Genomic DNA, 24,159 nt, shown 5'->3' with positions numbered 1-24,159 from the left:
GCCTTACATCGCGAAGGACACGCAGATCTTCGCCCGCCAGCTGGGTCTGAAGCCCTGCTTCACGCCGGTTCAGAGCCCGCAGAGCAACGGAATCTCGGAGGCCTTCGTAAAGACACTCAAGCGCGATTACGTCCAGGTGACACCGTTGCCGGATGCCAAAACCGTTCTCGGATTGATCGGAGGCTGGATCGAGGACTACAACGACAACCACCCGCACTCAGGGCTGAAAATGCGCTCGCCACGCGAGTTCATCGCAGCTCAAACCGCAACCGCCTGAGTGTCCGGTGAAATGGGGGCAAGACCACGAAAACCTGAACATCGCTGGCCTTGGGATGGCGAAACAGGAACTCCTCGATTTCGCGGGGATAGACGTTTTCGCCGCCGCGAATGATCATGTCATTGAGCCGGCCGACAATCGAGCAGAACCCGTCTTCGTCCATGGTCGCGAGATCTCCGGTCTGCATCCACCCGTTGATGATGCTCTTTTGCGTCGCGGCCTCGTCCCCCCTCTATCCAAGTCCTGCAACATGGCGACAAACATCGTCGGCACGCCGCAAACAGCGGTGGCTCGCTCTGCCTCAATCATGTCCAGTGTCGCCGCCGGATCGAATGCCTCGCCCGGAAAGATCATCGCCGCGCCCTTGCTGACACAACCCAGCACGGCCATGACCATGCCGAAACAATGGTAGAGCGGGACTGGCACGACCAGCCGGTCGGCTTCGGTCAGCTTGATCCGCCCCGTAACAAAACGGGTGTTGTTCACGATATTGAAATGCGACAGTGTCGCGCCCTTGGGCATGCCGGTGGTGCCCGAGGTGAACTGGATGTTGATCGCACGAAACGGTTCGGTTCTGGTGGCAAAGGTTTGGCCCGATGTTCGCGTCAGGGATCCGCAGGAAATGCGCCGACCGTCTGCGGTCCTGGCCGCAGTGGCGTTGGCATCCGGACGAAATGTTCGTGAAGATCAATGGCGAACGCCATTACTTGTGGCTGGCCGTCGATCCCGAGGGGGAGGTCCTGGAAAGCTACGTCACGAAGACGCGGGACAAGAAGGCCGTATTGAAATTTCTTAGAAAATCAATGAAACGCCACGGTCGACCTAATGTCCTGGTGAACGATCAGTTGAGGTTCTCTGATTGCGTCTTTGTCAGGCGTGGGAGGGTGATGTCCGTCCGGGATCATGGTTCTCTCCGAGGTCGCATTGAGCGCCTCATGATGGTTTTCGGTGGCGGATCGTCTCCAATGTCTTGTGCGGGTTGGCCCGGAAAGGCGGGCCTGACATCATGGTTTCGTTTGGACGAGGCTCTGCACGAACTCCGCGTCGAACACCGCCTTGGCCCCGATGCACACCACGCCGATATCGTGCAACCCGTCGGCGGCCTCCACCTCGTACCGTTGCCCGACCACATGGATCAGTGCGAGTCCCTCGTCCGTCTTCACGTATCCCTTGGCGCGGGTGATGGCATCGGTGTCGGCCAGTGCACGCGCGAGATTTTCCGCATGCACGGGGCCGTCAGGGTACAGAACTGTACTGGCGAAGGCGCTTTTCGCCATTGGCTCGCTGCTGCGCCGGCCGGCCAGCGGGGTCGTGCCGACCACGGCCTCCAGCGGCACCGCCCCACGCTCAGCGCGCAAGGTACGGGCGTGCGGCGCCTGTGTCTTCAACCAGTCCTCCACCTGCGAAAGCTTCTCCGCGCTGACCAGGTCGGTTTTCGTGATCAGAAGGATGTCCGCTTGCTCAAGCTGCCGCAGAACCGTGTCGCTCAGATACTTGTCGGCCGCATTACGCTCAACCTGATCGGCGTCCGCCAGCACGAGGCTCGCATCCGGCCGCACCCCGTCCACCAGACCCACGGTCGTCATGATCGACCCAGGCAGCGCCACGCCGGAAGCCTCGAGCAGGACGTGATCGAAACCCGGCTTGCTGTCGCGCATGTCTTCCAGCACGCCGATCATGTCGCCGCCGAAGGCGCAGCAGACACAACCGCCCGTGATCGACATTAGCCCCTCTTCCTCTGCCTCGATCAGGTCCTCGTCAATCGACAGCGCGCCGAATTCGTTGACCAGTACCGCCAGCCGCATCCCGTTCGCATTGCGCAGCAGATGGTTGATCAGCGTCGTTTTGCCCGCGCCGAGGTAGCCGGAAATGACGGTGACGGGCAGTTTCATCAGATGCCCGACGACTCGAAGATACGCCCGCCCTGAACCGTGCCCCAGACGCCGATATCCTTCAGGCTTTCGGGCGTGGCCTCGGTTGGGTCGTCGTGAAGCACCGCGAAATCGGCGCGCTTGCCGGTCTCGATGGAGCCGATGCGATCGTCCATCTTCATGGTGATTGCCGCCCCCATGGTGATGGCATAAAGCGCTTCGTCCACGCTAATCCGCTGCGCTTCTCCCTGCGTGCGGCCCGAGGCCGTCTGCCGGGTCGCTGCCGCGCTTGCGGTGAAGAGCGGACCCAGTGGCGTGACCGGCGCGTCGGAATGAATCGTCATCGGCACGCCCGCATTCAATGCGGTGCGACAGGCGTTCATGCGTTCCGCGCGCTCCGGCCCGACGGTCAGCCGGTAATGTTCATCCCCCCAGTAGAAATGGTGGTTGGCAAAGAGATTCACGCACATCCCCAGCCGCCCCATCCTCCGGAACTGCGCCTCAGAGGCGAGCTGGCAGTGCTGCAACGTGAAGCGGTGGTCAAAGTCCGGATGCTTGCGCAGTGCCGCTTCCAGCGTCTCGATGGTCAGTTGGGTCGCCTCGTCCCCATTGGTGTGGGTGTGCACCTGCACGCCCGCCGCCAGCGCACGTTCATAGATTTCGGCCAGTTGGTCAGGGGCCACGTACCACAGCCCGTTGGGCACCCCGTTGTAGTAGCCGGGCCATTGCAGCCGCGCGGAGAAACCCTGAATGGAGCCGTCGGCGACCACCTTGATCTTGCCCATCTCCAGCCGGTCGGTGGAGCGGTCGGCCAGCGTCGCGGTGTAATCGACCAGTTCCTTTGGCCCGACACCGAAGTTAATGCGAAAGGCCACAAGGCAAACAGGGAAACGGTCCTCTCCGGTCACGCGCGTGAACATGGCGACAAGATCGTCGTTCAACTGCTGGCCAAGATCGGAGGAGGTCGTCACCCCGGCCCGCACGCAAAGCCGCGCGTAGTTGCGCAACCCGGTCTCGTCTGCGGCAAGAAAGGCGCGATCCATGCCGACGTGCTTGCCCGCAGGCATGATGATCTCGGGGCTTTTCAGCTCACCCGTGGGCAAACCGTCCTCGCCCAGCGGGATGCCCGGATGATTGGTGCCCTCCTTGAGAAGCCCGGCCAGTTCCAGCCCTTTGGTGTTGACGTTCAGGATATGGCCGGAGGCATGCAGAACCCCGACGGGCCGAGTCTTGGATACGCGGTCGAGATCGTGACGCGACATGCGCACGTTGTTCATGTAGATCGGGTCGAGCCCCCAGCCGAGCAGCGGCGCGTCCGGACCCTCGATCCGGCCCTCCGCCTCCTTGAGCCGCGCGATCACGTCGTCGACGGTTTTCAGTCCCGGCCAGGTCTTGCCGTCGGGGTCCATGCGGTCGAACCAGCCAACGTAGGTGAAGGACCACAGCGCCCCTTCCATCGTGTGGGCATGCCCCTCCACCAACCCCGGCATGATCACCAGATCGGCGAAACGGTCGTCGAGCGTGTACTCGCCCCAGCCCGCCAGTTCTTCGAGCGTGCCTGCCCCGAGAATGCGCCCATCACGCACCGCGACATGGCTGACCACAGGGCGGTTCGGGTTCATGGTGATGATTTTTCGGGCGGAGAAGATGGTGGTCTGCGTCATTCGGAAGCTCTCCTTGCGGCAATCACCTCGAAACGCTAGCCAGCTTTCCTTGCTTGGAAAAATGTTATTAACTGACCGATAAGCGCTATTTTTCCGAGGAATGGGCCATGCTGAACTTCACCCTCAAACAGCTTCGCTACGTGGAGGCCGCCGGCCGGTTGCACTCTATCGCCAAGGCGGCAGCGGAGCTGTCGATCTCGCAATCCTCGATCACGGCGGCCATCGATTCGCTGGAGTCATGGCTGGACTTCGACCTTTTCGTGCGAACCCCGGCCAAGGGGATTCAACCCACGCTTGCCGGGGCCGACACCCTGGAGTTGATCCGCAACTTTCTCGAACAGGCGCGTCAGTTCGATGCAGAGTTGCGCTCGGTCGGGGGGGACACGGCGGGGCTGGTGCGGATCGGTTGCTACGCGACGGCAGCGCCGGCCTTCCTGCCGCCGATCCTGCGCAGCATCAACCGGGATTTTCCGCAGATGTCGGTGCAGGTTCTGGAAGGCAACATGGAGGCTATCGCAACCTTTCTCGACGAGGGCAAGGCAGACCTTGCCTTCACCTACCCGCGTGTGCTCCACGCCGGGCATGATTTCCTGCCATTGTTCCAGCCGCCCCCTTTCGCGCTGATTTCAACCGACGATCCCATGTCCGAAAAAATGAGCGTGACCCTCAAGGAGCTGTCGCGCAAGCCCATGATACTGCTTGACCTTCCGCTAACTCGGGACTATTTTGTCAGCCTTTTCAACGCCAGCGACTGCACCCCGCATATAGCCCACTCGACCCGGTCAGCCGAGATTGCCCGCGCGCTGGTGTCGGGCGGGTTCGGCTACACCATCCTCAACATCCGTCCGCAGCCCTACCAGGACGAGAACGCGCGATACCGCGCGGTGCCCATAAGCGACGCAAGCGAAGTGGAGTGGTTCGGCATCGCCACCGTTGCCAACGTCCGGCGCCCGAAGATCGTGCAGACCTTCATGGACGTCTGCGCCGGGCTTCAGCAGGAAGGTGCCTTCGATGCACTTTCGGTTCGACCACAGGCATAAACCCTAAAAAACCGTGGAATAGCTGGCAATAAATCTGTTTTTTGCGGGAATGAGGATGATCTACGCTCGATTCACAAAAACAATAAAAACCCAACAAGGAGTGATATCACGTGAAGCATCAACTGAAGAGTTTTCTGGCAGCAACCGCGACGGCGGCCCTGCTGGCAAGCGGGGTTTCAGCCCAGGAGACCCCAAAAGCGGGCGGCACGCTGGTCGTCGCGCTGACCGGCACGCCGCGCGTTCTGAACCCGGCGGTGCAGTCGGGAATCGTGACCGGCCTCCCCGGCGCACAGCTGTTCGCCGCCCCCCTGCGCTATGACGAAGGCTGGAACCCGCAGCCCTACCTCGCGAAGAGCTGGGAGGTCAGCGAAGACGGGCTTAATGTCACGCTGCATCTGCAGGAAGACGCGACCTTCCACGATGGCGAGCCGATCAAATCCTCGGACATCGCCTTCTCGGTCAAGATCATCCAGCAATACCATCCGTTCAAATCCATGTTCGCGCCGGTGACCTCGGTCGATACGCCGGATGAACACACCGCCATTCTGAACCTCGCCCATCCGCACCCTGCGCTGATGCTGGCGATGTCCGGGCAACTGATGTCGATCATCCCGGAGCATATCTACGGTGACGGTCAGGACCCCAAGAACCATCCGCGCAACAACGAGGATGTGGTGGGCTCGGGCCCCTTCAAGCTGGTCGAGTTCAAGCCAGGCGAACATGTGATCATGGAGCGCTATGACGGCTATTGGGAGGACGGCCTGCCCTATCTCGACCGGATCGTCGCGCGGATCATCCCGGACAGTTCCTCGCGCACTATCGCGCTGGAGAACGGCGAGTTGCATCTGTCCACGTTCGAGGCAGAGCCCACGTTGGTCAATCGCATGATGAAAGCCGATGGAATCAGCGTCTCAGGCGAAGGCTACGGCGGCATTGGCCCGATCGACTGGCTGGCGATGAACACCACCCGCGGTCCCCTGAAGGACGTGCGCGTCCGTCAGGCCATCGCCTATGCGATCGACAAGAACTTCATCCACAAGGCGGTCTTGCGTGGCACCGCCAAGGACGCGCTGACCGGCGTTCACCCGGATAGCCCGCTCTACAACGCGAACGTCAATGCCTACGATCTGGACCTGGACAAGGCGAACGCGCTACTGGACGAGGCAGGCTTCCCGATGGAAGGCGGCAAGCGGTTTGACATCACGATGGAGCTGGTTCCCTTCCCCGGCTACAAGCCGCAGACCGAGTATATCAAGCAGGCACTGTCCAAGGTCGGCATCAACGTCACCATCGAATCCGTGCCGGATTTCCCCAGCTGGGCCAAGTTGATGGGCACGATGGATTTCGACATGACGCTCGACAGCGTCTACAACTGGGGTGACCCGGTGATCGGCGTGAACCGGACCTACATGAGCAGCAACATCGCCAAGGGGGTTTGGTCGAACACGCAGGGCTATTCCAATGCCCGTGTGGACGAACTGCTGGATCTGGCCGCGCAGGAGAACGACCAAGAAAAGCGCAAGGCGCTTTATGCGGAGTTCCAGGAGATTGTGAACGAAGAAGTTCCGATTTACTACCTGAACGCTGTGCCGATGCACACCTTCTACTCCAACAAGGTGGGCAACCCGCCCATTGGCGGCATCTGGTCCACGTCCTCTCCGATGGACCGCGTGTGGCTCAAGGAGTGAGCTGAAGTGAACCGGGCGGACCGGCTTCCGGTCCGCCCACCCTGCGACCGACGCGCATAAGGATCACGGGCCTTGGACTTCATCCGAACCATTGCGACACGGCTGTTCTACGCGGTTTCCCTTCTGCTGGCCGTACTCGTGCTCAATTTCACATTGATCCACCTGGCCCCCGGGGACGTGGCCGATACCATCGCGCAGTCGATGGGCGGAGCCGACGAGGAAATCCTCGACCGCATTCGCGCGGACTACGGGCTGGACCAGCCGTTCCTCATCCAGCTTGGCTCATACATGGCGCGGGTCCTGCGCTTTGACCTGGGCTATTCCTTTTTCTACTCGATGCCGGTGACGGAGCTGATCCTGCAGCGCCTGCCCGCGACGCTGCTCCTGGTCTTTCTGGCGCAGCTGCTGGCGCTGATCGTGGGGGTGGTGCTGGGCGTCATCTCGGCCCGGCGGCCTAACGGCATGCTGTCACATTTCGTGACCTTCTTCGCCCTTTTCGGCTATTCCGCGCCGGTGTTCTGGACGGGTATCCTGCTGCTCATCGCCTTCTCGCTGAAAATCCAGTGGTTCCCGGTGGCGGGAATGCGCGACGTCACACTGATCGGCGGCTTCTGGGCGCATTTCTGGGATGTGGCGCGCCACCTCGTGCTGCCGGTTATCACCCTGTCGTCGATCTTCCTCGCCCTCTACTCACGCCTGTCCCGCGCCACGATGATGGAGACGCTGGGCAGCGACTATGTCCGCACCGCCAAGGCCAAGGGTCTTTCCTCCCGGTCGGTCGTCTACAAGCACGCGCTCAAGAACGCGCTCTCGCCGGTGATCACGCTGGCCGGCTTGCAATTCTCCGCTGTTGTCTCCGGCGCGGTGCTGGTCGAGACGGTCTTCGCCTGGCCCGGGCTCGGCACGCTTGCTTTCCAGTCCATCATCGCCCGCGATACACCGACGATCCTCGGCATCCTTTTCTTTTCCGCGCTGATGGTGATTGTCGGCAACCTGCTGACTGACTTCGCCCTCCGCGCAGTCGATCCCAGAATGAGGGGCCGGGGATGACCGACCAGACCACAGAACCAACCGTCAAGGCGCAATCCCCGCTTTCCGAGGCCTGGGACATGTTCCGTCGCAACCATGCCGCGATGGCAGGGCTGGTGGTGCTCTGCTGCATTGTGCTGGGCGCGATCTTCGGCCCCTACCTCTATCCGGGCAAACCGTTCGAGATGGCCTGGGCACCCTTTTCTCCCCCCGGTGCAGACGGCTTCCTGCTGGGCACGGATTACCTCGGCCGCGACCTGCTGGCGCAGATCATCCATGGCGCGCGAGTCACCCTGATCATCGGGCTGTCGGCGGCCATCGTCACGGTGGTTATCGGCGTGACCATCGGCGCGATGGCGGGCTTCTACGGCGGTATCGTGGAGGAGGCGCTGATGCGCTTCACCGAGTTCTTCCAAGTTTTGCCCACGCTGCTCTTCTCCATGGTGATCGTCGCACTCTTTGGCGCGAGTCTTCCGATGATCACACTGGCCATCGGTCTGGTCAGCTGGACTGCCGTGGCTCGGATCACCCGCGCGGAATTCCTGCGCATCCGCGAACTGGAGTACGTCATGGCAAGCCGCGCGTCGGGCGCTTCAGGGCGCAAACTGATGTTCAGGGTTATCCTTCCCAACGCGCTGCCGCCGATCATCGTTCAATCTGCCCTCATGGTGGGTTCCGCCATCCTTTTCGAGGCAGGCCTGTCGTTCCTCGGCCTCACCGATCCCAACGTCATCAGCTGGGGCCAGATCATCGGCTCCAACCGGCAATACATCCTTGAAAGCAGCTTTACCGTGACGATTCCCGGCCTTGCGATCTTTATCACCGTGCTGGCGATCAGCCTTGTCGGCGACGGGCTGAACGACGCGCTCAACCCCCGACTGAGGCAGCGCTGATGGAACCGCTTCTGAAGGTCGAAAACCTGCGGATCGAACTCGCGACGCGCGCGGGCGTGGCCCCTGTGATCGACGACCTGAGTTTCGAGCTGGGACATGGCGAAAACATTTCCTTCGTCGGCGAAAGTGGCTGCGGCAAGTCGATGACCGCGCTCGCGATCATGGGGCTCTTGCCTGACCGGATCGGGCGCATCGCCTCGGGCCGGATCATCTTTGACGGCGAGGATCTGACCAAAGCCAGCGAGAAGCGCCTGCGCGACCTGCGCGGCAACGAAATCTCGATGATCTTCCAGGAGCCGATGACGTCGCTCAACCCGGTCTACACCGTCGGCGAACAGATCGCCGAGGTGTTGCGTGAGCATGAGAAGCTGGGCAAGACGGCGGCCCACAACGCCGCCATCGAGCTGCTGGACGCGGTCCGCATCCCCAACCCCAAGGGCCGGGTCAACGACTATCCCTTCCAGATGTCGGGCGGCCAGCGCCAGCGCGTGATGATCGCCATCGCGCTTGCCTGCAAACCGAAAATCCTGATCGCGGACGAGCCGACGACCGCCCTCGACGTCACTGTGCAGGCACAAATCTTCGATCTGCTGCGCGATTTGCGCAAGGAATTCGGTACCTCGATCATCATGATCACCCACGACATGGGCGCGGTGGCGGAAATGGCCGAGCGGATGATCGTCATGTATGCCGGGCGCAAGGCCGAAGTCGGGCCGGTCCAGCAAATCATCGAACACGCGCGGCACCCCTATACCAAGGGTCTGATCTCCTGTGTGCCGCACATCATGGCCGATCCGACGTTCGAACGCGAAGAGCTCACCGAAATCCCCGGCATCGTGCCGGGACTGGGCGAATTCGGTCAGAACAAATGCCTCTTTGCGGAGCGCTGCAACATGGTGGTGGACAAATGCCTGCGCAAGCGTCCCCCCGAGGCCGTTTTCGCAAACGGTCAAAAAGCGGCCTGCTGGCGCGCGGAGGAAGTCTGATGACCGAACTTCTGGAAATCGAAAACCTCTCGGTCCGCTTTCCCGTCCGCAAGAAGGGCGCGGGGTGGGGGGGCAAGACCTACCTGACCGCCGTGGACAGCGTGAATTTCACCGTCCGCAAGGGCGAGACGCTGGCCATCGTGGGCGAAAGCGGCTCGGGCAAGACAACGGCGGCGCTGGCCATAGCGCGGCTGGTCACGGGCGAAACGACAGGCCAGGTCCGGCTGGAGGGCAAGGACATCCTGCCGTTGCAGCAGGAGCAGCTCAAGGCAATGCGCCGGAAGGTGCAGGTGATCTTTCAGGATCCCTATTCCTCGCTCAACCCGCGCCAGCGCGCCGAGGACATAGTGCGCGAGCCGCTCGACAGCCTGACCGGCAAGAGTGCCTCGGAAAAGGCCGCCATCGTGGACGAGCTTTTTGCCGCCGTGGGCCTGCGGCCAGAGCAGAAGCGACTTTTCCCGCACCAGTTCTCCGGCGGCCAGCGCCAGCGTATCGGCATCGCGCGGGCGCTTTCTACCCGGCCCGAAGTGATCATCTGCGACGAGCCTGTCAGCGCGCTCGACGTTGCCGTGCAGGCACAGATCCTGAACCTGCTGCGCAGGTTGCAGGCGGATTTCGGGCTGACGTATCTTTTCATCAGCCATGACCTCGGCGTGGTCCAGCACATGTGCGACAGCGTGGCGGTCATGTACATGGGCAAGATCGTGGAACACGCCGACCGCATCGCCCTCTTTTCCAATCCGCAACATCCTTATACCGAGGCGCTTCTCTCCGCTGTTCCTTCCGTCGATGCCAAGCGGCGCGAGGAAACCCGGCGCATCCTGATCCCCGGCGATCCGCCCGATCCTCTGAACCTGCCCAAGGGTTGCCGTTTCGCCTCGCGCTGTCCGATTGCGGAGCCGCGCTGCTCGGAGAGCGAGCCGCCGCTGAAACAGGCCGGCAACGGCGGAATGGTCGCCTGTCATCTGCGCGAGGCAGGGTGAACATCCTGTTGAAATCTAGTGAGGAGACCCGCGATGGAGTTTGATTTCGAAGCCCTGCCTCCGCGCGACCGCTACCGCCTGCTGTGCAGTTTCGTGGCCCCCCGGCCCATCGCGCTGGTGACGACACGCAGCGAAAGCGGGATCGCCAATGCGGCCCCGATGAGCTTTTTCAACGTCTTCTCGCAGGACCCGCCCATCGTCATCCTCGGCATCCAGAAACGGCCCGACGGCACCGAAAAGGACACTATCCGCAACATCCGCCGCAGCGGCGAATTCGTCGTGAACCTCTGCGACATGGGGCTGGCGCAGCAGATGGTGGATTGCGGCCACCCCTTTGCCGAGGACGAGGACGAGATCACGCTAACGGGGCTGAGCCATGCGCGCTCGCTCAAGATCGCTCCGCCCCGCGTGGCCGAGGCACCGGCGTCGATGGAATGCCGGGTGGAGCAGTTGATCGAATATCCCAACCGCGTCATCGTTCTGGGCGAAGTGGTGCAGATGCATGTCCGCGACACGTGCCTCGACGCGGACGGCCACTATGTCCTGCCCGAGGCCTATCAGCCCATCGCCCGCCTGCACGCCGACAATTATATCGTCGCCGACCGCCAGTTCGTGCTGACCGAAAGCGCCGATCTGGCCGACCGGCCCAGGCGCTGAGGGGCTGGGTATGGCCAAGGAAACCCTGCTTCTCCGCAACGTCCGGCCCCAGGGGGGCGAAACCGTCGATGTCCTGATCCGAGACGGCCATATCGCCCGCATCGCTGCTGACCAGCACGCCGCGCCCGGCGCGCAGAGCATCGACGGCGAGAACGCGATCCTGCTGCCGGGGCTGGTCGAGGCGCATACGCATCTCGACAAGACCCTGCTGGGCATGGGCTGGCGCCCGCATCAGGCGGGTCCGACCCTCAAGGACAAGATCGACACCGAACGCCACCTTCGCCGCGAATGGGACATTGACCCGCACCGGCAATCCATGCGGCAGGCGCTCTTGTCGCTGGGCCATGGCTCTACCGCGATCCGCAGTCACGTGGACATGGATACCGACTGCGGGATGGAGGGCTTCGAGGGCGTATCGCGCACCCGCGAGGCGCTGGCCGGGCTCATCGACATCCAGATCGTCGCCTTTCCGCAGTCAGGCCTGCTGGTCCGCCCTGGGACGCTGGAACTGATGGATCAGGCACTCCGAGACGGCGCGGATGTGGTCGGCGGCCTTGATCCCTGCAGCATGGACCGCGACCCGAAGGGCCATCTCGATATGGTCTTCGAATTGGCCGAGCGGTATGGCAAACCCGTCGACATCCACCTGCACGAACCGGGGGAACTGGGTGCCTTTTCCATCGAACTGATCACCGAGCGCTGCCGCGCCCATGCAATGCAGGGGCGTGTCACGATCAGCCATGCCTTCTGTCTCGGCATGCCCGACCGCGCGCGCGCGCTGTCGCTCATCGACGATCTGGCGGAGGCACATATCCACATCGCCACCGTCGCCACCCCCTTCCGCCCGGTCCCGCTGGCGGATGATCTGCGGGCGGCGGGCGTGACGCTTTGCGCGGGCTCGGACGGGATACGCGACTGCTGGGGCCCCTATGGCAACGCGGACATGCTGGAGCGCGCGATGCACCTTGGCCTGCGCAACAACTTCCGACGCGACGAGGATGTCGAACATGCGCTCTGGTGCTGTACGTATGGCGGGGCGGAGGTCATGAACCTGGAAAACTATGGCCTGACCGAAGGCTGCCGGGCCGATCTGGTGCTCGTTGGGGCCGAGACACCGGCACATGCGGTCGTCACCCATCCTCCACGCAAACTCGTGCTGAAGGGGGGGCGGATCGTCGCAGAGAATGGCTGCGCCCTCCGCGATGCCCCATGACATCCGGCGGACGGCAGGCCGGCCCCGTACTGATGACGGCGGACTGGGTGTTCGGCCACCGGGAGGACGGCCACGTTTTGCTGCCGCGCTGCGAGATCGTCTTCGAGGATGGCGAAATTCTTTTTGTAGGGCGCGGCTTCGACGGCGATGTTGCTCGGCGGCTCGACTACGGCCCCGCGCTGATCGGGCCCGGTTTCATCGATCTCGACGCGCTTGGCGATCTCGACACCACCGTCCTGGCGCTCGACAACCAGCCGGGCTGGCGCAAGGGACGCGTCTGGCCGGACAGCTATATGCAGGCGGGTCCGCGCGAGATGTACTCTCCGGAAGAACTGCGCTGACAGAAACGCTACGCCTTCACCCGGCTCATCCGCAACGGCATCACCACGGCACTGCCCATCGCCTCGCTCTTCTACCGCGAATGGGGAGAGACTTGGAACGAATTCGAAGGAGCCGCCGAGGCGGCAGCGGACCTCGGGCTGCGGGTCTACCTCGGCCCGGCCTATCGTAGCGGCAACACCTTTGTCTGTGATACGGGCGAGATAGCCTTTCACTTCGACGAGGAGCGAGGTTGCGACGGATTGGATCTGGCGCAGAGCTTCGCCCGCACATTCGAGGGCCGCGCCGGTGGTCTCATCCGCACCATGCTGGCCCCCGACCGGATCGAGACCTGCACCGCCGACCTTCTGCGCCGCACGGCGGATGTCGGGCGGGACCTTGACTACCGGTACGCCTGCATTGCTGCCAGTCGGCCTTCGAGTACCAATCGGTGCTGCGCCTGCGCGGGATGACACCGCCCGAATGGCTGCGCGAACTGGACTTCTTCACCGCCCGGACGATCCTGCCGCATCTGACCCATATTTCGGGGTGCAATGGGATCGACCATAAGGCGCCCGACCTTCAAATCCTGGCCGATAGCGGCGCCGTGCTGGCGCATTGCCCGCTGGTGATGGCCCGCGGCGGCGCCGCATTGCGGATGGGGTGGATGGCTCCTGCTCCCCCGGCGTCGCAATGCGCCATACTGCAGTTGTCTATCACTGCTAGGAAAGGAGCCACCCAATGCAGGTTACAACAGTCGGCCTAGATCTGGCCAAGAACATCTTTCAGGTGCACGGGATCTCAGCGGACGGAACCGTCGCGTTCAATAAGTCACGCAGGCGCGCACAGCTGTTGGACTTCTTCAAGAACCTTGAGCCCTGTCTGATTGGGATGGAGGCTTGCGGATCAAGCCACCATTGGGCGCGTCAGTTCCAGAAGCTGGGCCATGAAGTCCGGCTTATGCCGGCCATGTACGTCAAAGCCTATGTCAAACGTGGAAAGTCTGACGCGATCGATGCAGAGGCGATCTGTGAGGCCGTAACGTGTCCGACGATGCGCTTTGTCGCGATCAAGACCGAGGAACAGCAAGGTGTCCTGTTCCTCCACCGCGCCCGAGACATGGTCGTGCGGCAGCGGACCCAGCTCAGCAACATGTTACGCGGACTGTTGGGCGAGTTCGGGATCGTGATCGCTCCGGGAATAGGTCGCGCCGTGAAGTTTGCAAAGGGGGTGTTGGACGGAGCCCTCCCGAGCATTCCCGATGTCGCCATCGATGTGTTGACGAACCTGTGTAACCAGATGGTCGCTCTGCACTTGCGCATTCTCTGGTACGACAAACGCATCCTGCTTGAAGGTCGAAGAGACCGCCAGGTCATGCTATTGCGAACCATTCCCGGTGTTGGCCCGGTAACCGCCTCGGCGATTGTAGCGACCGCGGGCGACGGGCACCAGTTCCGCAATGGACGAGAGTTTGCTGCCTGGCTGGGGTTGACACCTATCAATCGATCCAGCGGTGGCAAGGAACGCCTCGGGCGCATCTCAAAAATGGGAGACAGATACGTCAGACGCCTATTGGTGGCAGGCATGACGGCACGACTGAGACACATGAAGGATAATCCGGACCGCGCAGATCCATGGGCAATCGCCCTGTTGGAGCGAAAGGCTCCAAGGTTAGCAACCGTGGCCATGGCCAACAAAACCGCACGGATCGTCTGGGCCGTACTGACACGAAACGAGCGATACTAACCCCATGCGGCATAAGGGACAAGAGGAGGCACAAGAGACGCAAGACCATTGAGATGATGGAGCCATGTCAGCCCGCCAACCAAGACACCCCGTCGAATGTCAGGGACACCAAGTTGTCCGTATTGCGGTTTGGGACTTGGCCAGCGGAAACCATCAGGGCCAGCAGCCGTGTGCGCTGCGCAAACAGGCCGGACACACGACTGCATCTGACAAGCACTCAAATCAGCTCAAAAAATGTCTTGCTATGCAGGAGCCATCCACACAAGTCCTTCGGGGCGTTCCGCAATGCGGGCATGACCATCGTGATGGGCACGGACACGCACCCGCCCGACATGATTCAGAACATGCAGATTGGCCTGCTGACCGCACGCATCGCGGAAGGCAAGCCGGATGCCGTCAGAGCGGGCGACCTGTACGATGCCGCGACACTCGGTGGGGCCACGGCTCTTGGGCGAAGCGATCTCGGTCGCCTCGCGCGCGGTGCGCGGGCCGACCTCGTGGTGATCGCGCTGGACGACCCGGCCATGGGCCAGATCATCGACCCGATCCAGACGATTGTCCTGAGCGGATGTGGGCGGGACGTACGCACGGTCGTCATCGACGGGCGGTTTGTCATGGAAGACGGGGCCATTCCCGGGGTCGATCATGAAGCGTTTCGGACAAGAGCTCAGTTTCAATTCGACCGGCTCGTCGCCCAGTATCCAGACCGGACGATCGGTCATCCTCCAGTCCACGCGATATTCGGCAGCACTTACCCCGTTTGCTGAGCCTCCGCGTCCGACCTCTCTCGCCCAAATCAAGGATAAGGAAGGTGAAATCCGGACCAGGCGTCTCTCGATATGAGCGCGGGAGTCTCGGAGCGGGCAGGTCAGGTTCAGGTCAGACGCTTGTCGGGACGCGTCGGCCTGATTGCAGCGCCTCGTGCCTGCATACCAGCGAAAGAGCCTATCTCGCCTTCAGCAAGCTGACCAGGTCCGGTTCGGGTTGGTGGGTTTGAGAAAAGTCGAGATCCAGTTGAATGTGTTCGAGATGCTCTCGAGCGAGATCCGAAGCGCGACCGGCATCGCGATTCTTGATGGCTTCGAGAATTTGTTCATGTTCGTCGTCGCGGCAACAGGACGCTTTGCCCGATCCGAACATCGCAACGATAAGGGATGTCCGCGTGACCAGTTCACGCAGAGTTCGAGCCAGGAATCCGTTCCCGGAAACGGTCGCAACGAGGACGTGGAATTCGCCCGAGAGCCGGATAATCTCCTGGCGGTCCCCGGATCGGCGCGCCGCCTTTTCTTTGTTGATATGCTTGGTCAGGGCCTTCAGGCCCCGCGCATCGATCCGCTTGGCGACCTGCGCGGTCAAGCTCGGTTCGATATGGATCCGTGCTTCGAAAACCTCGTCCGCATCGCTCTTGGTCGGGCTGGCGACGAATGCCCCGCGGTTGGAGCGAAGTTCCACAATTCCCTGACTCGCCAGCAACAGCAAAGCGCGGCGCGCCTTCATGCGACCAACCCCGAAGCTTTCGCAGATGGTCGATTCGCTCAACTTCGTCATTGGGGGCAGGTTCTGCTGCATGACCGCGTTATAGATCCTGTCCACGATCTTGTGCTCGTCGCCCAGAGACGAATCCGGATCATGGATTTGCTGAATTGACAACGTCTTAACCTCCGAACTTTGCAAGCATTGGCGCAGCTTTCCGGCGAGAGTACCAGCATGTCGTTTTGACGAAAACCTAAGTCTTGCTAACGATAAATAAATTTTTTGTTGACACAGATTGTTAACAATCCTTTGCTGTCGATAGCGCGCCATGGAGGATGGCCTGCACGATCCGGCCAAAACACGTCGGGTGAAGTTCAACGGAGGAGAATATCATGAAGCGCAGAGTTGTTCTGAAGTCCGCGGTGGCGGCAGTTGCCTTGTCCGCATTTGCCGCCGGCGGCGCCTGGGCTGAAAACCCGGTTCTGAAGATCGGATTCGTCGGTGTGACGAGCGGCCCGGCTGCGGCCTGGGGCATTTCCAACCAGCGATCGATGGAAACCCGCGCTGCCTGGATCAACGAGACCGGCGGATACACCATCGGCGATACGACCTATGACATCGAGATCGTGTCCTTCGACGACCAGAAGGACCCCAAGCGCGCCATCGCCGGCATGGAGAAAATGGCCCAGGAGGGCATCCACTACGTCGTCGGCCCGAACGTGGACGATGGCGCCGCCGCCGTGCGTCCGGTGGCCGAGGCGAACGGGATCATGTATTTCCCCTACGCCTTCCCAAAAGAGCTCTACACCGCCCCGGCCTCGAATGCGGTTCTGGGGATGGTCGCAAACTACCAGTCCGGCCCGGCCATCTACAAATATCTGATGGAAAACAAAGGTGTCAAAACCGTCGCCTTCATCGCCGCCAACGAATCCGATCCGCTCAGCCAGAGGGATGGCGGTGTCGCCGCGGCCAAGGAGCTTGGGTTGGAAGTTGTCTCGGACAATGTCACCTACCAGGTGGACACGACCGACTTCACCCCCGTGCTCACGCCTGTGTTGCGGACCCGGCCCGATCTGCTGGTTCTGTCCGGTGTTTCGCCCGCCAACGCGCCGCAGCTGATCCGGTCGGCCCGTGAACTGGGATACCAGGGACTGATCTCGACCGAGACCGCGCAGGATGCGCAGGTGCTGCAGGAAGGTGCCGGCGACCTGGCCAACGGCTTCATCTCGGTCGGTGGCGCCTCCACGCCCGAGCTGGCGTCGGACGCAATGCGCGAGTTCGTGAAGCGCTACACCGACATGTTCGGCGAATACAACGACGAATCCAACACCAAGGTCTACGCGCTTGAATACATCCTCGAAACGCTCAAGGCGAACCCGGCGGCCATCGACGATGTCAACGCCTTCCAGGCCACCATGGACGGCTTCGAGGCGCCGAACCCCTACATGGTCGGTGACGCGAAGCTGCGCTACGTGGGATCGACCTCCTTCGGTCAGAAGCGTCAGGTCGCCGTGCCTCTGGTGGTGAATGTCTATCAGGACGGCGCGTTCGAGACCCTGTTCGTTGCCGAAGTAGACTGACCGAACTCCTCCCGTCCGGCCGGGGGGTGATCTTGGCCGGACCATCCTGATCTCCGGGCCCTTCGCGGGGCCCGGAGCCACCAAAAAACCGGCGGGGACGGTATGGAACAGATTCTGGCAAACGGAGTCTATCTGGGCGCGCAATATGCGATGATCGCCCTGGGGCTCACCCTTATTTTTGCGCTCATGAACGTGCTCAATTTCGCCCACGGGCAGATGTATGTCCTGGGCGGTTTCGTCACCTACACCTTTTACGGGCAGCTCGGCTTTCCCTTCGTGGCCGGCCTCGTGATGTCCTGCGTGACCCTGTTCATCCTTGGCGCGCTGATCGAGAGGTTTCTCTTCGCGCCGGTGATCCGGCGATCCTCGCGCGACGAAAGCACCATGCTGCTCGCTGCCGGCCTCGCCTTCTTTTTCGACGCGGTGATCCTGCTGCTGTTCGGGGAAAAGCAGCGTGGTGTTCCCAAGATCGTCAACGGCGTCTTCAACTGGGATTTCCGGCTGATCATGCCCTATGACCGTATCCTGATCTGCGTCCTGGCGATCCTGTCGATCGTGTCCTTCATTCTGTTCATGCAATATTCCAAGACCGGCCGGGCACTGCGCGCACTCGCCCAGGATCGAACCGCTGCCCAGTTGATGGGCGTCAACGTCGACCGCTACTCGATGATCGGTTTCGCCCTCGGCGCCATGCTGGCCGGTTTGGTCGGCGGGCTTCTGGTCACGATCACTGGGGTGAACCTCGGAATGGGCGGGCCGACCTCGATCAAGGCATTCATGATGGTGATGATCGGCGGCGCGGGCGTGATCTCGGGCGCGATTGCCGGCGGCATCATCCTTGGATTTCTCGAGGCCATCGGTCTGGCCGTTCTCTCGCAATATGGCGACATCACCTACCTGATGATCTTCGTGTCGCTGATGATCTTCCTGGCCATCCGCCCGCAGGGGCTGATGGGCAAACCCTGGGGATGATGAGATGTTGAAACTGACTTCTTTGCAGTGGATCGGCCTTGCGGCCTTCTTTCTCGGTGTCTTTGTCATCGTGCCGATGATCATCGCCGCGTCGGGCCGCACCGATCTGTTCTTCACCCTGACCTCGGTCGGTCTACTGGCCATCGCCAGCGCTGGGGTATGGCTCACCTTCTACATCGGGCGGATCAATATTGGCCAGGGGGCATTCGCGCTGCTCGGCGCCTATGTCTCAGCGATCCTCGTGACCAAGGCGGGCATGTCGTTCTGGCTGTCGCTGCCCATAGCGGGCCTCTTTGCGGCTTTCGTCGCCGTGCTGATCGGCCTGCCGATCCTGCGGCTGCGCGGCGTCTATTTCGCGATGATCACGCTGGTGCTCACGCAGGTCTTCACCCTGACCGCCCTGGCGCTGCCGATCACCAACGGGGCGAAGGGCATCACCTCGATCCCGCTGCCGGGTGAGTTGTCGATCCTCGGGATCACGCTGATCCCCGATTTCTCGACGCTCGAAAACCCCCGGCAAGCCTTCTACTTTACTACCGCTGTCCTGATGTTCCTGACCTATGCCGCGCTCTACCGAATCGTGAATTCCCGCCTTGGGCATCTCTGCCGCTCCATGCAGCAAAACGAGGAATTGGCCAGCTCCATCGGGGTCAACATCTCTTACATCCGAATCCTGATCTTCGCGATCTCGTCCTTCTTCGGCGGCATTGGCGGGGCGATGTTCGGCTCGATCGCGCAATCGGTCTACCCGTCCAGCTTCCAGGTCGCCGACAGTGTGAACTTCATGCTGAACTGCTTCCTCGGGGGGCTGGGCTATGTCTTCGGTCCGATGCTCGGCACATTGGTGCTCTACTTCGGATGGGACCTGCTGTTCGAACTCGGCAAGTACCAGATGCTGGTCTATTCCAGCCTGCTGATCATCCTGATGCTGTTCCTGCCCAATGGCCTGTTGAGCCTGCGGCTGCCGAAGAAGGGAGGGTCGGGTAAATGAGCGCTCTACTCGAAGTCCGGCACGTCACCAAGAAATTCGGCGGCCTGACCGCAAACAACGACATCACCTTCGATGTCCATGACAACGAGATCCTGTCGGTGATCGGGCCCAACGGCGCAGGCAAGTCGACGCTGTTCAAGATGATCTCGTCCTTCTTGCCCACCACAAGTGGCGAGGTACTCTACAAGGGCGAGCGCATCTCGAACCTCAAGCCGCATGTGGTGGCGCGCAAGGGGATCGTGCGGACATTCCAGGAAACCACGATCTTCAAGTCGATGACGGTACGTGAAAGCATCATCGTCGCCCAGCACCTGCGCGCCAAGGCTTCGCTCGCAGGCTACTTTTGGGGCACGAAAACCGCGCACGAGGACGTCGAGAGCTTCGGCAACTACGCCGACGACCTGATCGATTTCCTCGGCATGACCGAGATCGCGAATGAACAGGCGTCGAACCTGCCGCAAGGCAACCTGCGCGCCCTGGGCATCGCCATCGGGCTGGCAACGGACCCCAAGGTGCTGCTTCTGGACGAGCCTTTCGCGGGCATGAACCATGACGAGACCATGAAGATGGTCGATCTGGTTCGAAAGGTGCGCGACGAACGCGAGGTCACGGTGCTGCTGGTCGAACATGACATGCCAGCGGTCATGAAAATCTCGGACCGGATCGTGGTGCTCAATTTCGGCGAGAAGATTGCCGAGGGAACGCCATCGGAAATCCAGAGCGACGAACGTGTGATCGAGGCCTATCTGGGCAGTGCCGACGATGAGATAGGGATCTGAGCCATGAGCAAGATGCTGGAATTCAAGGATGTCGAACTCTACTACGATCACGTCTATGCCCTGAAAGGGGTGTCTATCAGCCTCGAGAAAGGGGAAACCGTGGCCCTGATCGGGGCCAACGGTGCTGGCAAGAGCTCTATCCTGCGGGCGATCACGGGTCTCGCGAAGCCGCGCTCGGGCAGCGTGGAGTTCGAAGGCCGGCGGATCGACGGCACCAACCCTGCAGATATCGTCGCCGGTGGTATTGCCATGGTGCCCGAGGGCCGGCGCGTTTTCCCCTACATGAGCGTCAAGGACAACCTCCTGATGGGGGCCTTTACGCGGGCCAAGGACTCGGGCGTTCAGGATACGCTCGACAACGTGCTGGAGCGGTTTCCACGCCTCAAAGAGCGATACAAGCAATCGGCGGGAACGCTTTCGGGCGGAGAGCAGCAGATGATGGTGATCGGCCGCGCCCTGATGGCAAAACCTCGCCTCTTGCTGCTGGACGAACCCTCGCTCGGGATCGCGCCAAAGCTGGTGCAGGACATCGCGCGCTCGATCGTGGCGATCAACCGCGACGAAGGGGTGTCGGTGCTGCTGGTCGAGCAGAACTCCCGCATGGCGCTGTCGATCTCGAACCGGGCCTACGCGCTCAGCACCGGCAATGTGGTGATCGAGGGGAACTCCAGGGAATTGCTGCACGACGACCGGATCAAGGCCGCCTACCTTGGCGGCGAAGTGTAGGAGAGGGCCATGAAACTCCTGATGATCAATCCCAATACCACCGCGTCGATGACGGAAAAGGCAGCGGTTGCGGCCCGCCGCGTGGCGCGCCCCGATACCAAGATCATCGCGACCAACCCAGCGAACGGTCCCTACAGTATCGAGGGGTTCTACGACGTCGCCATGTGCCTGCCCGGCCTGCTGGAAGAGGCGGCACGCCACCGCGATGTCGATGCCGTCATCATCGCCTGTTTCGACGATACCGGGCTTGATGCGATGCGTTGCCTGCTCGACGTGCCGGTGATCGGCATTGGCGAGGCGGGCTATCATGCGGCGGCCATGGTGGCGCATCGCTTCTCGGTGGTGACGACTCTCAGCCGTTCGGTGGCGGGCATCTCGGACAACCTCAAGCGTTACGGGCTCGAAGCGAAATGCGCGAGCGTCCGGGCGACGGATATCCCGGTTCTGAAACTGGAAGAGGGCGACCCCGCCTGCCTCGACCAGATCCGGGCCGAAATCGCGGCGGCCATCACGCAGGACAAGGCCGAGGCGATCGTGCTTGGCTGCGCCGGCATGGCCGATCTCATGCAGATGCTGTCCGACGAATTTGGGATTCCCGTGATAGACGGTGTCTCCTGCGCCGTCGGTATGGTCGAGGCGCTGGTTGCCGCCGGGCTTTCGACATCCAAGGCGGGAGCTTACGCGCAGGCGGTCGACAAGAAGCCCTTCACCAGGAACCGGAGCGAAATGGATATCAGCGTGAATGCCGAATGAGCCCCGACGCCGGACATTCTGAAGGGCTTGTCAGAAGAGCTCGGGTTGAGGCGGGCAGGGTGGTCTCGTAGCCTTTGGGTATGACCGAACGTGATCCATTCAAGCAGCCCGGCAGTCATCCGTCTGGCGGTCATGATCTGCGTGCGCTTCCTGCTTTAACTGCGGAACGTCGTGAAATTGCTGCACGAGCGCGGCGTCGATGTCAGCCACGAAACAGTCCGGTCCTGGTAGCAAAGGTTCGGGCCGATGTTCGCGTCGGAGATCCGCAAGAAACGCGCAGATCGGCTTCATTGAAATGCCATGGTCGGCTTCATGTCTTGGTGACTGATAAGCTCCCATCCGACAGTGCGGCGATGTGTGAATCCCGGAAACAAACTGGACAGCGGAATCGGTCGGATGATCTGACCGTTGCGGAGTATAATTCCGCATCTTGTGCCTGAGGCAACGAGCTGAAGGCAGGGAGATGTATGCTGTGGAGCTTTACAACCGGGTGCGCTTGGCGTGCCATGTCGAAGGAATGAGCAAGAGCGCAGCGGCGCGACTGTTCAACATTGACCGCAAGACGGTGGCGAAGATCCTGATGCATTCGGTGCCGCCAGGGTATCGCCGGTCGAAGCCCCCAGTGCGGCCGAAGCTCGATACCTTCATTCCGATCATTGACCAGATCCTGGAGGACGACAAACGCCGGCTGAAGAAGCAGCGGCACACGGCGAAGCGTATTTTCGAGCGGTTGCGCCCCTCTCGGCAGATTTGCGGCGCAAATCGCCTGTCAGGCAAAGGACGAGCACGGGTTCAGCGGCGGGATTACCATCGTCACCGACTATGTCCGGGAGAAGAAGCGCCGGACGCGGGAGGTGTTCGTAACGCTCGCTCAAACTCCCCAGGTAGATCCCAGTCCTGAAGCGGGGCAGCCTGGTCAAGAGCACCGACCTTCTGCTCCAGCAGCGGCAGGAAGTGGATCGGATCGAAGACCATGTTCGCCTTCTCGTATGACCGCCGATGGTGGGCGATCACCTCTGCGCCACAGCCGATGACGACATCGTGGACATATGTGACGGCAGTGCAGGCCATTGCCGACCGACTGCGCCCATGAGGTGACCCTCACCTCATGGGTGCATTAGATGTTCTTCTTTGCAAAAATTTTTCAAACGGGCAGCCTTAATCGAGTCGCAGGTGGCCCGAAAACCGCCGATCAAATGCGCCGCAAGAGGCCGAATATCATCACAACCGCAGATCAAGACGCCCTTGGAGACCGTCGACATCCTTCGAGCCGTCAGTCACGCTCCACCGTCGCTGGAAACCTCAGCCTACTTTCCCCATAGACAGCGCCTGGCCACCGGGCCTTCCACCTTGGGAGGATTTCCAACGCGGGCCGACGCGGCGCCACCCGGCACCGTGGCGGTGTCAGAAGGAATCCGGTTGAGACGGGCAGGGCGGTTTCGTAGCCTGTCAGCATGCCGAAAGGTGATCCTTTCAAATACTTCCACAGCAGCCCAGAGATCATCCGTCTGGCGGTGATGAAGTACGTCAGATTTTCCCTTTCACTGCGCAACGTCGAGGATCTGCTTCATGAGCGCGGCATCGATGTCAGCCACGAAACGATCCGGTTCTGGTGGCAAAGGTTTGGTCCGATGTTTGCGTCCGAGATCCGCAAGAAACGCGCTGAGCGGTTTCGGTCCTGGCCGCAGTGGCGGTGGCATTTGGATGAGATGTTCGTGAAGATCAATGGAGAAAGGCACTACCTTTGGCGGGCCGTCGACCACGAAGGTGAGGTCCTGGAAAGCTACGTCACGAAGACTAGGGACAAGAAGGCCGCATTGAAATTTCTCAGAAAATCAATGAAGCGCCACGGTCGACCTGATGTCCTGGTGACTGACCGGCTGAGATCCTACGGTGCGGCGATGAAAGACATCGGCAATGCCCACAGGCAGCAAACGGGTCGCTGGCTGAACAACAGGGCTGAGAACTCGCACCTGCCATTCCGACGACGGGAGCGGGCCATGCAACGCTTTCGGCGCATGTGAAGCCTGCAGAAATTTGCTTCCGTCCACGCCTCGGTCTTCAACCATTTCAACTCGGAGCGCAGCCTCAGCAGCCGACAGAATTTCAAGTTGAACCTCTCCGCTGCTCTCGCCGATTGGCGTCAGCTTTGCGTCGCTTAAGTTCCTGCGGTTCGTGGGAAACTGAGACCTGTTAGAAGCTGTCTGATGGTGTGGACGGCTCCACCCCGACGGCATCGCATTGTGCCAAGTTGGTACTGTGTGACAGCCAACAAAGGAAGGAGCCGACCACATGGAGATTACAACACTCGGGATTGATCTGGCCAAGTCCGTCTTTCAGCTTCATGGCGTTGACGAGGCTGGCGCTGTTGTCTTGCAGAGGAAGGTGCGAAGGGCCGCTCTGCTTGATGTCCTCGGCCGACTGAAGCCCTGCCTGATCGGCATGGAATCCTGCCCGACCTCTCATTTCTGGGCGCGGGAGATTGCGGCGCTTGGGCATGACGTGCGGCTGATCCCGCCG

General features: G+C 61.5%; 22 protein-coding genes and 7 pseudogenes. 24 read left to right on the top strand and 5 right to left on the bottom strand.

Going from position 1 to position 24,159, the window contains the following annotated elements:
- Positions 1-277 (top strand): integrase core domain-containing protein (locus BLT75_RS23040; RefSeq protein ID WP_143028650.1); only part of this gene is annotated, 277 nt, incomplete at its 5' end.
- 28 nt (positions 278-305) lie between these two features.
- On the opposite strand, the pseudogene BLT75_RS23035 reads toward BLT75_RS23040, so the two are convergent.
- Positions 306-844, bottom strand: a pseudogene (locus tag BLT75_RS23035) (AMP-binding protein); the annotation flags it as partial.
- On the opposite strand from BLT75_RS23035, the pseudogene BLT75_RS23030 reads away from it, so the two are divergent.
- Positions 832-1,128 (top strand): annotated as a pseudogene (locus BLT75_RS23030) (DDE-type integrase/transposase/recombinase); the annotation flags it as partial. The pseudogenes BLT75_RS23035 and BLT75_RS23030 overlap by 13 nt on opposite strands.
- A 153-nt stretch (positions 1,129-1,281) precedes the next feature.
- On the opposite strand, the gene BLT75_RS23025 reads toward BLT75_RS23030, so the two are convergent.
- Both BLT75_RS23025 and BLT75_RS23020 read right to left on the bottom strand, forming a co-directional pair.
- Positions 1,282-2,169, bottom strand: coding sequence for a CobW family GTP-binding protein (locus tag BLT75_RS23025; RefSeq protein ID WP_093037870.1), 888 nt, complete (start codon positions 2,167-2,169; stop codon positions 1,282-1,284).
- Positions 2,169-3,812 carry an amidohydrolase gene (locus BLT75_RS23020; protein WP_093037868.1) on the bottom strand — a complete coding sequence of 548 codons (1,644 nt, stop codon included), beginning with the start codon at positions 3,810-3,812 and terminating at the stop codon, positions 2,169-2,171. The genes BLT75_RS23025 and BLT75_RS23020 overlap by 1 nt, the downstream gene beginning before the upstream one ends.
- 107 nt (positions 3,813-3,919) lie before the next feature.
- On the opposite strand from BLT75_RS23020, the gene BLT75_RS23015 reads away from it, so the two are divergent.
- The 12 genes from BLT75_RS23015 to BLT75_RS22955 all read left to right on the top strand — a co-directional run bounded on the left by BLT75_RS23015 (position 3,920) and on the right by BLT75_RS22955 (position 15,132).
- Complete coding sequence (locus BLT75_RS23015) at positions 3,920-4,852, top strand: LysR family transcriptional regulator (RefSeq protein ID WP_093037865.1); 933 nt, start codon at positions 3,920-3,922, stop codon at positions 4,850-4,852.
- 110 nt (positions 4,853-4,962) lie between these two features.
- Complete coding sequence (locus BLT75_RS23010; protein WP_093037862.1) at positions 4,963-6,540, top strand: ABC transporter substrate-binding protein; 1,578 nt, start codon at positions 4,963-4,965, stop codon at positions 6,538-6,540.
- Between the two features lie 72 nt (positions 6,541-6,612).
- Complete coding sequence (locus BLT75_RS23005) at positions 6,613-7,590, top strand: ABC transporter permease (protein WP_093037859.1); 978 nt, start codon at positions 6,613-6,615, stop codon at positions 7,588-7,590.
- The gene (locus BLT75_RS23000; protein WP_093037857.1) at positions 7,587-8,462 is read left to right on the top strand and encodes an ABC transporter permease; all 876 of its coding nucleotides are present in this window, start codon (positions 7,587-7,589) and stop codon (positions 8,460-8,462) included. Before BLT75_RS23005 ends, BLT75_RS23000 begins: the two co-directional genes overlap by 4 nt.
- Positions 8,462-9,448 (top strand): ABC transporter ATP-binding protein, encoded by a 987-nt coding sequence (locus BLT75_RS22995; RefSeq protein WP_093037854.1) that lies wholly within the window; start codon positions 8,462-8,464, stop codon positions 9,446-9,448. The genes BLT75_RS23000 and BLT75_RS22995 overlap by 1 nt, the downstream gene beginning before the upstream one ends.
- Positions 9,448-10,431, top strand: coding sequence for an ABC transporter ATP-binding protein (locus BLT75_RS22990; protein ID WP_093037851.1), 984 nt, complete (start codon positions 9,448-9,450; stop codon positions 10,429-10,431). The genes BLT75_RS22995 and BLT75_RS22990 overlap by 1 nt, the downstream gene beginning before the upstream one ends.
- Before the next feature lie 33 nt (positions 10,432-10,464).
- Complete coding sequence (locus BLT75_RS22985) at positions 10,465-11,088, top strand: flavin reductase family protein (protein WP_093037849.1); 624 nt, start codon at positions 10,465-10,467, stop codon at positions 11,086-11,088.
- 10 nt (positions 11,089-11,098) lie between these two features.
- Positions 11,099-12,301 (top strand): amidohydrolase family protein, encoded by a 1,203-nt coding sequence (locus tag BLT75_RS22980; RefSeq protein WP_093037846.1) that lies wholly within the window; start codon positions 11,099-11,101, stop codon positions 12,299-12,301.
- Positions 12,298-12,642, top strand: coding sequence for an amidohydrolase family protein (locus BLT75_RS22975; protein WP_093037843.1), 345 nt, complete (start codon positions 12,298-12,300; stop codon positions 12,640-12,642). Before BLT75_RS22980 ends, BLT75_RS22975 begins: the two co-directional genes overlap by 4 nt.
- A gap of 428 nt (positions 12,643-13,070) precedes the next feature.
- On the top strand, positions 13,071-13,385 hold the full coding sequence (locus BLT75_RS22965; RefSeq protein WP_143028649.1) for a hypothetical protein: 315 nt from the start codon (positions 13,071-13,073) through the stop codon (positions 13,383-13,385).
- Positions 13,361-14,365, top strand: coding sequence for an IS110 family RNA-guided transposase (locus tag BLT75_RS22960; RefSeq protein ID WP_093037835.1), 1,005 nt, complete (start codon positions 13,361-13,363; stop codon positions 14,363-14,365). The genes BLT75_RS22965 and BLT75_RS22960 overlap by 25 nt, the downstream gene beginning before the upstream one ends.
- Before the next feature lie 293 nt (positions 14,366-14,658).
- Entirely contained in the window at positions 14,659-15,132 is a 474-nt protein-coding gene (locus BLT75_RS22955) for an amidohydrolase family protein (protein WP_245706633.1), read from the top strand.
- Between the two features lie 178 nt (positions 15,133-15,310).
- Here BLT75_RS22955 and BLT75_RS22950 read toward each other — a convergent pair whose 3' ends face one another.
- Positions 15,311-16,168 (bottom strand): GntR family transcriptional regulator, encoded by an 858-nt coding sequence (locus BLT75_RS22950; RefSeq protein ID WP_093037829.1) that lies wholly within the window; start codon positions 16,166-16,168, stop codon positions 15,311-15,313.
- A gap of 62 nt (positions 16,169-16,230) precedes the next feature.
- Between BLT75_RS22950 and BLT75_RS22945 the strand changes: the two genes are divergently transcribed.
- The 8 genes and pseudogenes from BLT75_RS22945 to BLT75_RS24540 all read left to right on the top strand — a co-directional run.
- The gene (locus BLT75_RS22945; RefSeq protein ID WP_176828223.1) at positions 16,231-17,418 is read left to right on the top strand and encodes an ABC transporter substrate-binding protein; all 1,188 of its coding nucleotides are present in this window, start codon (positions 16,231-16,233) and stop codon (positions 17,416-17,418) included.
- A gap of 102 nt (positions 17,419-17,520) precedes the next feature.
- Positions 17,521-18,390 (top strand): branched-chain amino acid ABC transporter permease, encoded by an 870-nt coding sequence (locus BLT75_RS22940; RefSeq protein WP_093037824.1) that lies wholly within the window; start codon positions 17,521-17,523, stop codon positions 18,388-18,390.
- 4 nt (positions 18,391-18,394) lie between these two features.
- A complete protein-coding gene (locus BLT75_RS22935; protein ID WP_176828221.1) occupies positions 18,395-19,381 on the top strand; it encodes a branched-chain amino acid ABC transporter permease in 987 nt (328 codons plus the stop codon).
- Positions 19,378-20,160: an ABC transporter ATP-binding protein gene (locus BLT75_RS22930; RefSeq protein ID WP_093037821.1), complete on the top strand. Its 783-nt coding sequence runs from the start codon at positions 19,378-19,380 to the stop codon at positions 20,158-20,160. Before BLT75_RS22935 ends, BLT75_RS22930 begins: the two co-directional genes overlap by 4 nt.
- 3 nt (positions 20,161-20,163) lie before the next feature.
- Positions 20,164-20,886: an ABC transporter ATP-binding protein gene (locus BLT75_RS22925; RefSeq protein ID WP_093037819.1), complete on the top strand. Its 723-nt coding sequence runs from the start codon at positions 20,164-20,166 to the stop codon at positions 20,884-20,886.
- Positions 20,887-20,895: 9 nt separating this feature from the next.
- Positions 20,896-21,639, top strand: coding sequence for an aspartate/glutamate racemase family protein (locus BLT75_RS22920; protein WP_093037816.1), 744 nt, complete (start codon positions 20,896-20,898; stop codon positions 21,637-21,639).
- Positions 21,640-21,729: 90 nt separating this feature from the next.
- A pseudogene (locus tag BLT75_RS24995) lies at positions 21,730-21,867 on the top strand (IS6 family transposase); the annotation flags it as partial.
- Between the two features lie 244 nt (positions 21,868-22,111).
- Positions 22,112-22,520 (top strand): annotated as a pseudogene (locus tag BLT75_RS24540) (hypothetical protein); the annotation flags it as partial.
- Here BLT75_RS24540 and BLT75_RS24990 read toward each other — a convergent pair.
- Positions 22,513-22,689: pseudogene (locus tag BLT75_RS24990) on the bottom strand (IS21 family transposase); the annotation flags it as partial. The pseudogenes BLT75_RS24540 and BLT75_RS24990 sit on opposite strands and share 8 nt — an antisense overlap.
- A gap of 404 nt (positions 22,690-23,093) precedes the next feature.
- Here BLT75_RS24990 and BLT75_RS22905 point away from each other — a divergent pair.
- Together BLT75_RS22905 and BLT75_RS22900 are read left to right on the top strand one after the other, a co-directional pair.
- Positions 23,094-23,801 (top strand): annotated as a pseudogene (locus BLT75_RS22905) (IS6 family transposase).
- Between the two features lie 130 nt (positions 23,802-23,931).
- Positions 23,932-24,159, top strand: a pseudogene (locus BLT75_RS22900) (IS110 family transposase); the annotation flags it as partial.

The organism is Ruegeria marina (genome assembly GCF_900101475.1).
In the GTDB taxonomy this organism is placed as follows: Bacteria; Pseudomonadota; Alphaproteobacteria; order Rhodobacterales; family Rhodobacteraceae; genus Ruegeria_B; species Ruegeria_B marina.
Note: the sequence above shows the minus strand (reverse complement) of the source record. Positions and strands in the feature narration are given on the sequence as shown.